Here is a 13,499-nt window from a genome sequence, read left to right on the forward strand (position 1 = left end):
CCTGTGGGGCAAAGGTTAAGGCTGCCCATAATTGCGGGCGCCAAAGAGGGCAGTGCCAATCCGCACCCAGGTCGCGCCTTGTGCGATGGCGGCTTCGAGGTCGTGGCTCATGCCCATGGAAAGCGTGTCCAGCGGCAGGCCAAGTTGCGCCTGCAGCGTGCTGACGGCGGCGAACGAAGCGTTCTGTTCGTCGCGGTCATCGGTGGGTTCGGGAATGGCCATCAGGCCGCGCAGTTTCAGATTCGGCAGCGCGCTGATGGCCTCGGCCAGTGCGGGCAGGTCTTCAGGGCTGCAGCCTGACTTGCTGGCCTCGCCGCTGACGTTGACTTGAATGCAGATGTTCAGCGGCGGCAGTTCCGGCGGACGCTGTTCGGACAGCCGTTGTGCGATTTTCAGACGGTCCACGGAATGCACCCAGGCAAAGTGCTCGGCGATGGCGCGAGTCTTGTTGGACTGGATGGGGCCGATGAAATGCCAGATCAAGGGCAGGTCACTCAATTCGGCCTGTTTGCCGAGAGCTTCCTGAAGGTAATTTTCGCCAAAATCGCGGAGGCCGGCGTCGTAGGCTTCCCGCAGATCACTCGCCGGCTTGGTCTTGCTCACCGCCAACAGGCCGACAGACGCCGGGTCGCGCTGTACCGCTTGCGCCGCGCTACGAATTCGCTCGGCGAGCGTTGAAATGTTCTCTGCTATCGTGGACATTGATTTGCGCCAGCAGGGCTAAAGTCTGCGGCATTCTATGTGATGAGGAGCTGTATGGATATTACCGAGCTGCTGGCCTTCAGTGCCAAGCAAGGCGCGTCGGACTTGCATCTCTCTGCCGGCCTGCCGCCGATGATCCGCGTCGATGGCGATGTGCGGCGGATCAACCTGCCCGCACTGGACCAGAAAGAGGTTCAGGGGCTGATCTACGACATCATGAACGACAAGCAGCGCAAGGACTTCGAGGAAGATCTGGAGACAGACTTCTCATTCGAAGTCCCGGGCGTGGCGCGCTTCCGGGTCAACGCGTTCAACCAGAATCGCGGCGCGGGCGCCGTGTTCCGGACCATTCCGTCGAAGGTCCTGAGCATGGAAGAGCTGGGCATGGGCGAAGTGTTTCGCAAGATTACCGACGTGCCGCGCGGCCTGGTTCTGGTCACCGGTCCGACCGGCTCGGGCAAGTCGACCACCCTGGCTGCCATGGTCGACTATCTGAACAGCAACAAGCATCACCACATTCTCACCATCGAAGACCCGATCGAGTTCGTACACGAGTCCAAGAAAAGCCTGATCAACCAGCGCGAAGTCCATCGCGACACCCACGGTTTCGCCGAGGCGCTGCGTTCGGCGCTGCGGGAAGACCCTGACGTGATTCTGGTGGGCGAGCTGCGCGATCTTGAAACCATTCGTCTGGCGCTGACCGCTGCCGAAACCGGCCACCTGGTGTTCGGCACGCTGCACACCACGTCCGCAGCCAAGAGCATCGACCGTATCGTCGACGTGTTCCCGGCGCAGGAGAAGTCGATGATCCGCTCGATGCTCTCCGAGTCGCTCCACGCCATTGTTTCTCAGGCGCTGCTGAAGAAGGTCGGCGGAGGGCGGGTCGCGGCCCACGAGATCATGATCGGCACGTCGGCGATCCGTAACCTGATCCGCGAGGACAAGGTGGCGCAGATGTACTCGTCGATTCAGACCGGGGGATCGCTGGGGATGCAGACGCTGGATATGTGCCTGAAGGACCTGATCAGCAAGGGGCTGATCACGCGCGAGAGTGCGCGGGAGAAGGCGAAGACGCCTGATAATTTCTGATCAGGAATACAAACGACTGTGGGGAGCGAATGAATTCGCTCCCCACAGTGTTTTTCAGGCGGCGGGTGCGATCAGCGCTGGGCGATGCGCACGGTGCCTTTCTGACTCGGCGGCTGCTTTGGCAGCACACGCTTGGCGACGACGTAATGGCTGTCCCAATACGGCTTCTTCAGCGTGTCGATCGTCACGGATTTGCCACGGCGTGGCGCGTGAACGAATCGGTCGTTGCCGAGGTAAATCGCAACATGGTTCACCGTGCGGCTCTTGATGTTGAAGAACAGCAAGTCGCCCGGCTTCAAATCCTTGCGGTCAACCTTCTGCCCGTGACCTTCGGCCATGGCGTTGGACGTGCGCGGCAAATCGACTTCGCTCACGTCGTTGAAGGCGTATTTCACCAGTCCGCTGCAGTCGAACCCTTTTGTTGGGCTAGTGCCGCCCCAACGATAAGGTGTACCGATGGCGTTAACGGCCCGGTTGACCACGGTGCTGCTCTGTTTGGTACCCATCTGCGCCGTGTTGGCCAGGGCGACAGTGTTCTGCGAAATCTTGCGAGTGCTGCGGGATGGTTTTCCCTTAACAGCTTTGGCTCGCTTGCCAGAGGTCTCGAGTGGAGTAGCCGTCTGTTCCAGTGCAGCCATTGCAGCTCGTTGAGCAGCGATGTTGCGTGAAACGGATTCCGGCGACTCGGACCTGGCGGTGAAACCGGTGAAGCTCGGTGGAAGCGTTTGCTCACGATTGGTGGCGTGGGCGGCCAGTGGCATAAATAGACAAATAGTCAGCCATGTCTTGAAAAATGGACGCATTAGGCAGGGCTCTTGTTGGTCAGCGCGCAACTTTATAACAGCTTTTTGCGAAATTCTGAGCCCCCTTGTCGAACAATTTACTGCCCTCAAAGTCAGTTTTGGCTGCAGAATCGTCATCTCAGTGTGCTGATCACCTTGCAGAACAAGGGTTTGCACGATTGAAAAGAGGTTCAAGCCATACGTCGGACGGCGTCACGAAAGTCACAAAACTTACGCATATTTTTTTCTATTGCAGCAAGCGAGGTCAACAATGAACACCTATCAACCCGACGTTCAACGTCCGGACACCCACAGCAAGGTCATGGGCTATCTGCTCTGGATTGTGGGATTTACCGGGGCGCATCGCTTTTATTACGGCAAGCCGGTGACCGGCACGATCTGGTTTTTCACGCTGGGCCTGTTTGGCATTGGCTGGCTGATCGACGTGTTCCTGATCCCTGCGATGGATCGGGAAGCGGACCTGCGATTCAACGCAGGCTCGACCGATTACAGCCTCGCCTGGATTCTGCTGACCTTTCTGGGCGTGTTCGGCGTGCACCGGATGTATCAGGGCAAATGGATCACCGGGATCATTTACCTGTTCACGGGAGGTCTGGCGCTGCTGGGCGTGCTGTACGACTTCTGGACGCTGAATGACCAGATCTCGGTGAAGAACGCCCGCCGGTAATAGAGGTTGCTTTGGGCTCGTCCGTGGAAGTGAGAGAGGTCACCCCACGATGAGGTGCGTCATCGCTGACGGTAGGGCGCGACACAAAACCTGTGGGAGCGAGCTTGTTCACAAAGGGGCCGGTGCATTCAGCCGTTTTCTCTGAGGCTGAAAGTAAGCCTTCGCGAGCAAGCTCGCTCCCACATAATCAACGTCTGCCTGAGGTTGGGCATCTCACCCGTTATAGCTAACCCGCCCATCCACAAACGTGTATTTCACGGCGCTCGGCAGACAATGGCCGAGGAACGGGCAGTTTTCGCCTCTCGACAGCCACTTCTCGCCTACAACCGTAGAAGCGGCGGGGTCGAACAGCACCAGGTCCGCAGGTGAGCCGGCAATCAGCGTCCCGGCCGGCAGGCGCAGCGCAGCGGCGGGTCCGGAGCTGAGGCGTGCCAGCAGCGTCGGCAGGTCCAGCAGGCCGTCTTCGACCAGCGTCATCGCCAGTGGCAACAACAGCTCCACGCTGCTGATGCCCGGTTCGGTCGCGCCAAACGGGGCCAGCTTCGCGTCACGCTCATGGGGCTGGTGATGACTGGAGATCGCCTGCACCACGCCCGACTTCACCGCCTCACGCAATGCGTCGCGATCCGCGCGGGTGCGCAGCGGCGGCTGCACGTGGTACAGGCTCGAGAAGCCGGTCAGTGCTTCGTCGGTCAGGATCAACTGATACAGCGCCACATCTGCCGTCACCGGCAGGCCTCGCGCCTGCGCCTGGGCAATCAAGGCCACGCCGCGCGCACTGGTCAGTTGCGTGAAATGGGCGCGCACACCGCTTTGCTCGACCAGCAACAGGTCACGTGCCAGTGCCACCGTCTCAGCCGTTTCCGGAATGCCCGGCAAACCCAGAAACGCAGCCGTCGGACCGTCGTGGGCCAAGCCGCCTTCAGCAAGGTCGTGGTCCTGGGAATTGAAAATCACGGTCAGATCGAACGTCGCCGCGTATTCGAGCGCGCGGCACAACGTGCGGTTGCTGCGGAAATTGACCATGCCGTTGGTGAAGGCCACGCAACCGGCGTCGCGCAGGGCAATCAGCTCGGCCAGTTGCTCGCCTTCCAGACCCTTGCTCAACGCGCCGATCGGAAAGACCTTGCTGTGGCCGGCTTCGCGGGCTCGGTCCAGAATCAGCTCGGCAACGGCAGAGGTGTCGAGCACCGGTTTTGTACGCGGCGGACAGCACAGGCTGGTGACGCCGCCGGCCGCCGCTGCGCGGGTTTCGCTGGCGATGTTGCCTTTGCGGCTGTAACCCGGTTCACGCAGAGAAACATTCAGGTCGACCAGCCCGGGGGCGGCGATCAGGCCGGCGGCGTCGATGGTTTCCATAGGGCTGAAGCCGGCAGGTGCCGCGCCGAGGGCGAGAACCTTCCCCGCTTCAAGATGGATGTCGGTGACTTGATCCAGACCGCTGACAGGGTCGATGACGCGAGCGCCGAGGATGCTGAACTTCACTGGGCGATCTCCTGCTCGAACTGACGTTGTGCGGTTTGGCCACTCATGGCCATGGACAGAACGGCCATGCGCACGGCAATGCCGTAGGTGACCTGATTGAGGATCACCGAGTGCGCGCCGTCGGCCACGGCTGATTCGATCTCCACGCCGCGGTTGATCGGGCCCGGGTGCATCACGATGGCATCGGGCTTGGCGCCGGCCAGGCGCGCGGTGGTCAGGCCGAACAGCCGGTAGAACTCACCCTCGCTCGGCAGCAGGCCGCCCGACATGCGCTCGCGCTGCAGGCGCAACATGATCACCACGTCGACGTCCTTCAGGCCTTCGTTCAGGTCGGTGTAGACCTTCACGCCGTATTGCTCGACGCCCACTGGCAGCAGGGTTTTTGGCGCGACCACGCGGATGTCCGGGCAGCCCAGCGCTTTGAGCGCGATCATGTTCGAGCGCGCGACGCGGGAGTGCAGGATATCGCCGACGATCGCCACCGAGAGGTTTTCGAAATTGCCCTTGTGGCGACGGATGGTCAGCATGTCCAGCATGCCCTGGGTCGGGTGCGCATGGCGGCCGTCGCCGCCGTTGATGATCGCGACCTGAGGGCTGACATGTTCGGCGATGAAGTGCGCCGCACCGGAGTCACCGTGGCGCACCACGAACATGTCGGCGGCCATGGCTTCAAGGTTGCGCAGCGTATCGAACAGCGTCTCGCCCTTGCTGGTCGAGGAGGTCGATACGTTCAACGTAATGACGTCCGCCGACAACCTTTGGGCCGCCAGTTCGAACGTGGTGCGGGTGCGTGTCGAGTTCTCGAAGAACACGTTGCACACGGTCTTGCCGCGCAGCAACGGGACCTTCTTCACCGCGCGGGCGCCGACTTCCAGGAACGAGTCGGCGGTGTCGAGGATTTCGGTGAGCAGTTCGCGGGGCAAACCGTCGAGGGAGAGAAAGTGCTGCAGCTGGCCCTGATGGTTCAGTTGCAGCTGGCGCTTGGCGTCGAGAGGCGTCATCGCAAAGGACTCTTAGAGGGCGGCGGAATCGGTGGAGAGGTCTTGCAGTTCGAGCGTCAGCGGCGTTGGCCCGGACAGCTTGACCCGTTCATTCGGCCCCAGTGACAGGGTCGCGCCCGTCACGTTTGGCCGGATCGGCAGGTCAGCAGCGTCCAGATCCAGCAGCGACACCAGGGTCACGCTGGCCGGGCGGCCGTAATCGAACAGTTCGTTGAGCGCCGCACGAATGGTGCGCCCGCTCATCAGCACGTCATCGATCAGCACCAGATGCTGGCCTTCGATCTCGAACGGCAGCTCCGACGGGCGCACTTGCGGGTGCAGGCCGTTCTGGCTGAAGTCGTCGCGGTAAAAAGAGACGTCCAGCGTGCCCAGCGGCGACTGGATGTTGAGGGCTTCAAGGAGCGCCTGCGCGACCCACACGCCACCGGTGCGAATGCCGATGAAGCGAGGCTCCTGGATGCCGCGTTTGTTCAGGTGCGCGTTGAGATCAATCGCCATCTGGCTGATCAGTTCGGCGGGATTTGGCAGACTCATGGTTGCTCCTTCAGGTGCCCCGGCGTGCGCTGCACGAACGTCCTGGGTAAATCGAATTCGGTTCAGCGTAGATGGATCAGGTTTCAAACAGCGCGGTGTTGGCTTCCAGCCAGCTTTGCAACAGCAGCGCTGCGGCGATGGCGTCCACGGGATTGTCCCGGTAACTGCCATGCTGGCCGCGAGAGGCGCGTTCGCCCTTGGCTTCGAACGTGGTGAGGCGCTCGTCGTGGGTGTAGACCGGCAGGTTGAAGCGGCCATTGAGCTTGCGCGAAAACTTCTCGGCACGGGCGCTCATCTCGCTCGGTGTGCCGTCCATGTTCAGCGGCAGACCGACGACGATGGCGTCCGGTTTCCATTCGGTGATCAGCGCCTGCACCTTGTCCCAGTCCGGCACGCCGTTCTGCGCTTTCAATGTGCAAAGCTCGCGGGCCTGCCCGGTGATCACCTGGCCGACCGCCACGCCGATCTGTTTGGTGCCGTAATCGAATCCCAGTAACAGACGCAGTCCGGCCATCAGGCGTGACCCGCCTGACTGGTCAGCAGGTTGAGGTTAACGCCCAGTTTGGCGGCAGCGGCGTCCAGGCGATCTTCGCTTTCGACGTCGAAAAGGATCGCCGGGTCGAATGCGCAGTTAAGCCACGCATTAGCGGCAAACTCGGCGTCAAGCTGGCCGGCGTCCCAGCCGGCATAGCCGAGGGTGATCAGATTTTGATCAGGGCCGTAGCCGTCTGCGATGGAGAAGAGGACGTCCTGAGAGGTCGAGAGCGAAATGCCGCCCAGGTCCACGGTCGCCTGGAACACCTGGCCGGAAGGGTGCAGGACAAAGCCGCGATCGGTTTGCACCGGCCCGCCAAGGTGAATGGCGATGTCCTTGCAGCGCGCAGGTGGCGGCAATTCGGGGCGCAGCTGTTCCAGAATGTCTGCCAGCGACAGGCTTTGCGGTCGGTTGATGATCAGACCCATGGCGCCATTGGCATTGTGCTCGACGATGTACGTCAAGGTCTGAGCGAAGTTCTCATCGTGCATGTGGGGCATGGCGATCAGAAACTGGTGTTTGAGGTACGAGGGAGAGACGTTTTTCATGAGCCCTAGTGTGGCGTCGCGGGGCTGTTGTGACAACTGGCAGAACCGACTCACGGGCGGATAAATCGCGACGCAGGTCAGGTTTCATATTGCGCGGCATTGGCTGATCAATTACTCGACAGCTTGTCTCCGCGCGCGAATTTCCAGGTGCGGATGATTTCAAGCCGGTCGATATCGGCCAGATCGCCACTGAATGGCGCAAAGGGTGCTGCCAGGCGGACAATCTTCTGCGCCGCCTGATCCAGCAGCGGCTGGCCTGATGACTCCAGAATCAGCACTTCGTAGAGTGAACCGTCGCGGTTGATCGAGACCATCATGCGCAGGCTGCCGTAGATCTGCTTGCGGCGGGCTTCATCCGGGTAATTCAGGTTGCCGATGCGCTCGATCTTCTTGCGCCAGTCCTCTTTGTACCAGGCGCCCTTGTCGCGCATCGTTGAGGCCGCGCTCAGGCGGTGGATCTTCGGACGCTTGGCGTACGCCTGCTGCTCATCCGCCAGCTCGGCTTCGAGGCTGGCGATTTCGCTGTTCAGCTGCGTGCTGTCGATGGTCGGCGCGACCTTCTTCTGTTCTTCCGGCTTGACCTCATCGCGCCTGGCGACGGTCTTCTGCGGAGACTGCGCTTTCGTGGCGACAGCGGTCTTCGGCGCGTCCTGCTTGATCACCGGTTTGGCAGCAGGCGGTGGCGTGACCTTGTTGATCTGATTGTCTTGATACGGGGCGATTTCGGTGGTCTTGGGCACCGCTTTCTTGTCGAGGGTGCCGCTGCCCTGCTGGTTTTCCTGGGCGAGGAAGTCGGCGTCCTTGGGCTTGGTGTCGCTTCTGAAGGGGGCGAGGGTGATCTCCAGGGTCTGGCTGATCTTTTCCGGTTTGACGTAGGTGAAACCGACGCCAAGGATCACCGCCAGATGCACCAGTGCGGCGATCATCAGGGTAAACCCGAGGCGATCGGCAGGGCGCACGCCGGTGCGGGTCAGGGACAGGGGGAGATCATCGTCGACCGCAGCGTTCATCCACGCTCCGGCAGCACATGTGCCAGCATTACTACTCACCTAGCGCAAAAATTCAGGCCGCGCATGATAACGCAATGTCAGGACTGGCTTGGCGTTTGATGTCACCGGGCCGATTAGTGGGCGGTGCCTTTCCCGTTGGGAGCTTGCTCACAAAGACCTGCTTCAAGCCCCAGAGAAAGAGGATGAATGTCCTGGCCTCTTCGTGAGCAAGCTCACTCCCACCGGTTCTGCGACTTTCCCGATACCTCGAACAGACGAATATCCTGTGGGAGCGAGCTTGCTCGCGAAGCGGCCTGAGCATCCGCTGAATCCTCGGCGGCTGGAACGCCGCCTTCGTGAGCAAGGTGGAGCGCCACCCCGGTCACTCCCACAAGGAGCCGGGTTAAGCCCGGGCCTGCAGCTTCTTCTCGATCACATCCATCAACATGCCGCCAATGTCCGTCCCGAACGCGTTATCGATCTCGCGGATGCACGTCGGGCTGGTGACGTTGATTTCGGTCAGGTGCTCGCCAATTACGTCCAGGCCTACAAACAGCAAGCCTTTTTCCCGCAGCGTCGGGCCGATTTCGGCGGCGATCGCGCGATCGCGGTCCGTCAGGGGGCGGGCTTCGCCACGACCACCTGCTGCCAGATTGCCTCGGGTTTCGCCGGCGGCCGGGATGCGCGCCAGGCAATACAGCACGGGTTCGCCGTCGACCATCAGAATGCGCTTGTCGCCATCCTTGATGGCGGGCAGATAGGCCTGCGCCATGATCTGCTCATGGCCGTGCTTGGTCAGGGTTTCGAGAATCACCGACAAGTTCGGGTCACCAACGCGGTGGCGGAAGATCGACGCGCCGCCCATGCCGTCCAGCGGCTTGAGAATGACATCGCCGTGCTTGGCCGCGAACTCGCGAATGATGTCCGCGCGACGGCTGACCAGCGTGGGCGGGGTGCATTGCGGGAACAGCGTGGCGAACAGCTTCTCGTTGCAGTCACGCAGGCTTTGCGGCTTGTTGACCACCAGCACGCCGGCGCGCTCGGCTTGTTCGAGCAGATAGGTGGAGTAGACGAATTCCATGTCGAACGGCGGATCCTTGCGCATCAGGATCACGTCGAGGTCGTCCAGACCGCTGTCGACTTCGGTCTCCAGCTCGAACCAGTGGGCCGGGTCGGCGAAGACTTTCAGCGGCTTCATGCGGGCGCGGGCCTGGCCGGCGTCCTGATACAGGTCGTGCTGCTCCATATAGAACAACGACCAGCCGCGGGCTTGCGCTGCCAGGAGCATGGCCAGCGAGCTGTCCTTTTTATAGGAGATGCGCTCGATGGGGTCCATGACGATTCCCAGGCGAATGCTCATGGGTAATATCCTCTGATCGGTAATGGCCACGACAGGCCGAAAATAGGCGTCAGGGTGGCGCCGCGCCGGCTTTGGGTCAAGGGGCAAGGCTTTATGGATTGACCGTGGAGAGTGTGCTAAAAAGGCTCGGCATCCGGTGTCGCGCCAGCTGTCTTTGGCGCCTCCCGATGATCCCGACCCAAAACCAGATGCCCGGCAGAAGGCAACCCATCTGATTCGCCGCGGCGATGGTAGAGCAGATATGGAACAGCATTCAGCCCCATTGAAAGTGATGGTCATCGACGATTCCCGGACGATTCGTCGCACCGCCGAGACCCTGCTGAAAAACGTCGGCTGTGAAGTGATAACCGCCATCGACGGCTTCGACGCACTGGCCAAGATTGCCGACAATCATCCCAGAATCATCTTCGTCGACATCATGATGCCCAGGCTCGACGGGTATCAGACGTGCGCGTTGATCAAGAACAATCGGGCGTTCAAATCCACGCCGGTGATCATGCTGTCCTCAAGGGACGGGCTGTTCGACAAGGCCAAGGGGCGCATCGTTGGTTCCGATCAGTTTTTGACCAAACCGTTCAGCAAGGAAGAACTGCTCAGTGCGATCAAGGCCCACGTGCCCGGTTTCGTTGCAGTAGAACAACAACTATCTTGATGCCGACCCCCTCGTGCGGGACGGCTGTTTCTATGGGGAAGCACCATGGCTCGAATTCTGATCGTCGATGACTCGCCGACCGAAATGTACAAGCTGACCGGCATGCTGGAGAAGCATGGCCATCAGGTCCTCAAGGCCGAGAACGGTGCCGATGGCGTGGCCCTGGCCCGTCAGGAAAAGCCCGATGCCGTCCTGATGGATATCGTCATGCCGGGCCTGAACGGTTTCCAGGCGACCCGTCAGCTGACCAAAGACGCTGACACCAGCATGATCCCCGTGATCATGATCACCACCAAGGATCAGGAAACCGACAAGGTCTGGGGCAAACGCCAAGGCGCGCGGGATTACCTGACCAAGCCGGTGGACGAAGAAACCCTCATGAAAACCCTGAACGCGGTGCTCGCGGGCTGACCCCCGGCTGACGCTCATGGCTCAGTCACAAACCGCCTTCCAGCTGCTGCTCGATATCGACCAGCGCTGCCGCTCCCTCGCTGCCGGCCTGCCGCTGCAGGAAACCCGCCAGCAAGGCTGGAGCGGCATTGGCTTTCGCATGGGCGAGCGCCATTACGTGGCCCCCATGGGCGAGGTCGACGAAATCCTCCACGAGCCGCGCTGTGCGGTGTTGCCGGGTGCCAAGGCGTGGGTCTGCGGGATCGCCAATCTGCGCGGCCGCCTATTGCCGATCATGGATCTGTGCGCATTCTTCGGCCACGAACTCTCACCCCTGCGCAAACACCGCCGCGTGCTGGTCATCGACTTCGAGGGTGTGTTCGTCGGTCTGCTGATTGACGAGGTGTTGGGCATGCAGCATTTCAGCGAGCGCAGCCTGATGCCTGAACTGGCGCACGACGGCGAACCCCGCGTCGCGCCTTACATACAAGGACGGTTCGTCCGTGAGCAGGCCTGGCAGGTGTTCAGCCCGCGCGCGCTGGTGCAGTCGGCTGAGTTTATGGACGTGGCGCTCTGATGCGCCGGGCTGAACAGTGCAGGTCCAGACGGCTGATGCCCTCCCTCAATCGAACATCAGGCGGAGCCCTGAGCAATGAGTAATACCGGCAAGTCACTGGAAGGCGCGCGCAGTCGATCGCAGATCGTCGTGCTGTTCATCTGCCTCATCGTTTTCATCATGCTGCTGTTCGTCAACTTCGCGTACCTCAGCACGCAGTCCAACTACGACAAACAATACATCGGCCACGCCGGCGAGCTGCGCGTGCTGTCCCAGCGCATCGCCAAGAACGCCACGGAAGCGGCGGCGGGCAAGGCGGCGGCATTCAAGTTGCTGGCCGATGCGCGCAACGACTTCGACACGCGCTGGCAGTATCTGAAGAAAGGCGACAAGAACACCGGCCTGCCGGCTGCGCCAGCTGCGGTGAGCGATGAGCTGAAAGCGGTGCAGACCGACTGGGAAAACCTGCGCAAAAGCACCGACGTGATTCTTGCCCGTGAGCAGACCGTGCTCTCGCTGCATCAGGTGGCGGCAACGCTGGCCGAGACCATTCCGCAATTGCAGATCGAGTCTGAAAAGGTCGTCGACATCCTCCTGCAAACCCGTGCGCCCGCCAGCCAGGTGGCCCTCGCCCAGCGCCAGTCGCTGCTGGCCGAGCGGATACTGGGCGCGGTCAACACCGTGTTGTCCGGCGATGAGACTGCTGTCCAGGCGGCCGATGCGTTTGGTCGCGATGCCAGCCAGTTCGGGCGCGTGCTCAACGGCATGCTCGAAGGCAACGCCACCCTGAAAATCGCCCAGGTCGAAGACCGCGATGCGCGGGCGCGGCTGGCCGAGATTGCCGAGCTGTTCCAGTTCGTCTCCGGGTCGGTCGACGAAATCCTCGAAACCTCGCCGGAGCTGCTGGAAGTCCGTGAAGCGTCGGGCAGCATTTTCAACCTCTCGCAAACCCTCCTCGACGAAGCCTCGGTGCTGGCCAACAGTTTCGAGCACATGGCCGGTGGTCGCGCAGCCTATAGCTATGGCGGCTACATTCTGGGCCTGTTGGCGCTGGCGTCGATCATCCTGATTGGCTTGGTGATGGTGCGCGAAACCAACCGGCAACTGCGCGAAACCGCCGAGAAGAACGAGCGCAACCAGAACGCGATCATGCGCCTGCTCGACGAAATCGAAGACCTAGCGGACGGCGACCTGACCGTGGCGGCCTCGGTCACCGAGGATTTCACCGGCGCCATTGCCGATTCGATCAACTACTCCATCGATCAACTGCGCGAATTGGTGTCGACCATCAACCTCACCGCCGAGCAAGTGTTCGGCGCCGTGAAGGACACGCAGACCACTGCCACCCAACTGGCCGCGGCTTCCGAGCATCAAGCTCTACAGATTGCGGCGGCGTCCAACGCCATCAATGACATGGCGACTTCCATTGATCAGGTCTCGGCCAATGCGTCCGTGTCCGTCACGGTGGCCGAGCGGTCCGTGACCATTGCCAACAAGGGCAACGAGGTGGTGCACAACACCATCACCGGTATGGACAACATCCGCGAGCAGATTCAGGACACGTCCAAGCGCATCAAGCGTCTGGGCGAGTCGTCCCAGGAGATTGGCGACATCGTCAGCCTGATCGATGACATCGCCGACCAGACCAATATTCTTGCGCTCAATGCCGCGATCCAGGCGTCGATGGCTGGCGATGCCGGGCGCGGCTTTGCGGTGGTGGCCGATGAAGTGCAGCGGCTGGCCGAGCGCTCGTCGTCGGCGACCAAGCAGATCGAGACCCTGGTGCGCGCGATTCAGAACGACACCAACGAAGCAGTGATCTCCATGGAGCAAACCACGGCGGAAGTGGTGCGCGGTGCGCGGCTGGCGCAGGATGCCGGTGTCGCGCTCGAAGAAATCGAAGGCGTGTCGAAGATCCTCGCCGGGCTGGTCGAAAGCATCACCAACGCGGCGCAGCAGCAGGCTGCATTGGGTCAGCAGATTTCCTCGACCATGCTGGTGATCCAGCAGACCACCACACAGACCACCTCAGGCACGGCGGCGACCGCCCGGAGCATGGGCAATCTGGCGAAGATGGCCAGCGAGATGCGCCGCTCGGTGTCCGGCTTCAAGTTGCCGGCCTCGCGGCATTGATGGCCTGCTTGATAGCCCCGTTGATAATCCAGTCAATGCACATGAAGCAGCGTCA

Annotated in this window: 15 protein-coding genes; 6 read left to right on the plus strand and 9 right to left on the minus strand. The window is 61.4% G+C overall.

Annotated features, from left to right (window positions below):
- Positions 1–15 precede the first annotated feature (15 nt).
- Complete coding sequence (locus ABEH28_RS20390; RefSeq protein WP_346630921.1) at positions 16–702, minus strand: YggS family pyridoxal phosphate-dependent enzyme; 687 nt, start codon at positions 700–702, stop codon at positions 16–18.
- Between the two features lie 54 nt (positions 703–756).
- Between ABEH28_RS20390 and ABEH28_RS20395 the strand changes: the two genes are divergently transcribed.
- Complete coding sequence (locus ABEH28_RS20395; RefSeq protein ID WP_192172978.1) at positions 757–1,791, plus strand: type IV pilus twitching motility protein PilT; 1,035 nt, start codon at positions 757–759, stop codon at positions 1,789–1,791.
- Positions 1,792–1,862: 71 nt separating this feature from the next.
- Here the strand turns inward: ABEH28_RS20395 and ABEH28_RS20400 are convergent, their stop codons facing one another.
- The gene (locus ABEH28_RS20400; protein ID WP_133775605.1) at positions 1,863–2,594 is read right to left on the minus strand and encodes a C40 family peptidase; all 732 of its coding nucleotides are present in this window, start codon (positions 2,592–2,594) and stop codon (positions 1,863–1,865) included.
- A gap of 250 nt (positions 2,595–2,844) precedes the next feature.
- Here ABEH28_RS20400 and ABEH28_RS20405 point away from each other — a divergent pair, with 250 nt between their 5' ends.
- A complete protein-coding gene (locus tag ABEH28_RS20405; RefSeq protein ID WP_346630922.1) occupies positions 2,845–3,261 on the plus strand; it encodes a TM2 domain-containing protein in 417 nt (138 codons plus the stop codon).
- A gap of 213 nt (positions 3,262–3,474) precedes the next feature.
- Here ABEH28_RS20405 and ABEH28_RS20410 read toward each other — a convergent pair whose 3' ends face one another.
- The 7 genes from ABEH28_RS20410 to gshB all read right to left on the minus strand — a co-directional run bounded on the left by ABEH28_RS20410 (position 3,475) and on the right by gshB (position 9,713).
- Positions 3,475–4,746 carry a dihydroorotase gene (locus ABEH28_RS20410; protein WP_346630923.1) on the minus strand — a complete coding sequence of 424 codons (1,272 nt, stop codon included), beginning with the start codon at positions 4,744–4,746 and terminating at the stop codon, positions 3,475–3,477.
- Entirely contained in the window at positions 4,743–5,747 is a 1,005-nt protein-coding gene (locus ABEH28_RS20415; RefSeq protein ID WP_346630924.1) for an aspartate carbamoyltransferase catalytic subunit, read from the minus strand. Before ABEH28_RS20415 ends, ABEH28_RS20410 begins: the two co-directional genes overlap by 4 nt.
- A gap of 12 nt (positions 5,748–5,759) precedes the next feature.
- Positions 5,760–6,281, minus strand: coding sequence for a bifunctional pyr operon transcriptional regulator/uracil phosphoribosyltransferase PyrR (gene pyrR, locus ABEH28_RS20420; protein ID WP_172610020.1), 522 nt, complete (start codon positions 6,279–6,281; stop codon positions 5,760–5,762).
- A gap of 76 nt (positions 6,282–6,357) precedes the next feature.
- The gene (gene ruvX / locus ABEH28_RS20425) at positions 6,358–6,795 is read right to left on the minus strand and encodes a Holliday junction resolvase RuvX (protein ID WP_237254516.1); all 438 of its coding nucleotides are present in this window, start codon (positions 6,793–6,795) and stop codon (positions 6,358–6,360) included.
- Positions 6,795–7,364 (minus strand): YqgE/AlgH family protein, encoded by a 570-nt coding sequence (locus ABEH28_RS20430; RefSeq protein ID WP_192172975.1) that lies wholly within the window; start codon positions 7,362–7,364, stop codon positions 6,795–6,797. The genes ruvX and ABEH28_RS20430 overlap by 1 nt, the downstream gene beginning before the upstream one ends.
- Before the next feature lie 107 nt (positions 7,365–7,471).
- Positions 7,472–8,374 (minus strand): energy transducer TonB, encoded by a 903-nt coding sequence (locus ABEH28_RS20435; RefSeq protein WP_192172974.1) that lies wholly within the window; start codon positions 8,372–8,374, stop codon positions 7,472–7,474.
- A gap of 382 nt (positions 8,375–8,756) precedes the next feature.
- On the minus strand, positions 8,757–9,713 hold the full coding sequence (gene gshB, locus ABEH28_RS20440; protein ID WP_346630925.1) for a glutathione synthase: 957 nt from the start codon (positions 9,711–9,713) through the stop codon (positions 8,757–8,759).
- A gap of 241 nt (positions 9,714–9,954) precedes the next feature.
- Here gshB and pilG point away from each other — a divergent pair, with 241 nt between their 5' ends.
- The 4 genes from pilG to ABEH28_RS20460 all read left to right on the plus strand — a co-directional run bounded on the left by pilG (position 9,955) and on the right by ABEH28_RS20460 (position 13,444).
- A complete protein-coding gene (gene pilG, locus ABEH28_RS20445) occupies positions 9,955–10,365 on the plus strand; it encodes a twitching motility response regulator PilG (protein ID WP_065991170.1) in 411 nt (136 codons plus the stop codon).
- 45 nt (positions 10,366–10,410) lie between these two features.
- Positions 10,411–10,776: a twitching motility response regulator PilH gene (gene pilH / locus ABEH28_RS20450; protein WP_065991171.1), complete on the plus strand. Its 366-nt coding sequence runs from the start codon at positions 10,411–10,413 to the stop codon at positions 10,774–10,776.
- Between the two features lie 16 nt (positions 10,777–10,792).
- Positions 10,793–11,332, plus strand: coding sequence for a chemotaxis protein CheW (locus tag ABEH28_RS20455; RefSeq protein WP_192172972.1), 540 nt, complete (start codon positions 10,793–10,795; stop codon positions 11,330–11,332).
- A 75-nt stretch (positions 11,333–11,407) separates the two neighbouring features.
- On the plus strand, positions 11,408–13,444 hold the full coding sequence (locus ABEH28_RS20460; protein WP_192172971.1) for a methyl-accepting chemotaxis protein: 2,037 nt from the start codon (positions 11,408–11,410) through the stop codon (positions 13,442–13,444).
- Positions 13,445–13,499: the final 55 nt, after the last annotated feature.

The organism is Pseudomonas sp. Ps21-P2, assembly GCF_039672565.1.
Classification (GTDB): domain Bacteria; phylum Pseudomonadota; class Gammaproteobacteria; order Pseudomonadales; family Pseudomonadaceae; genus Aquipseudomonas.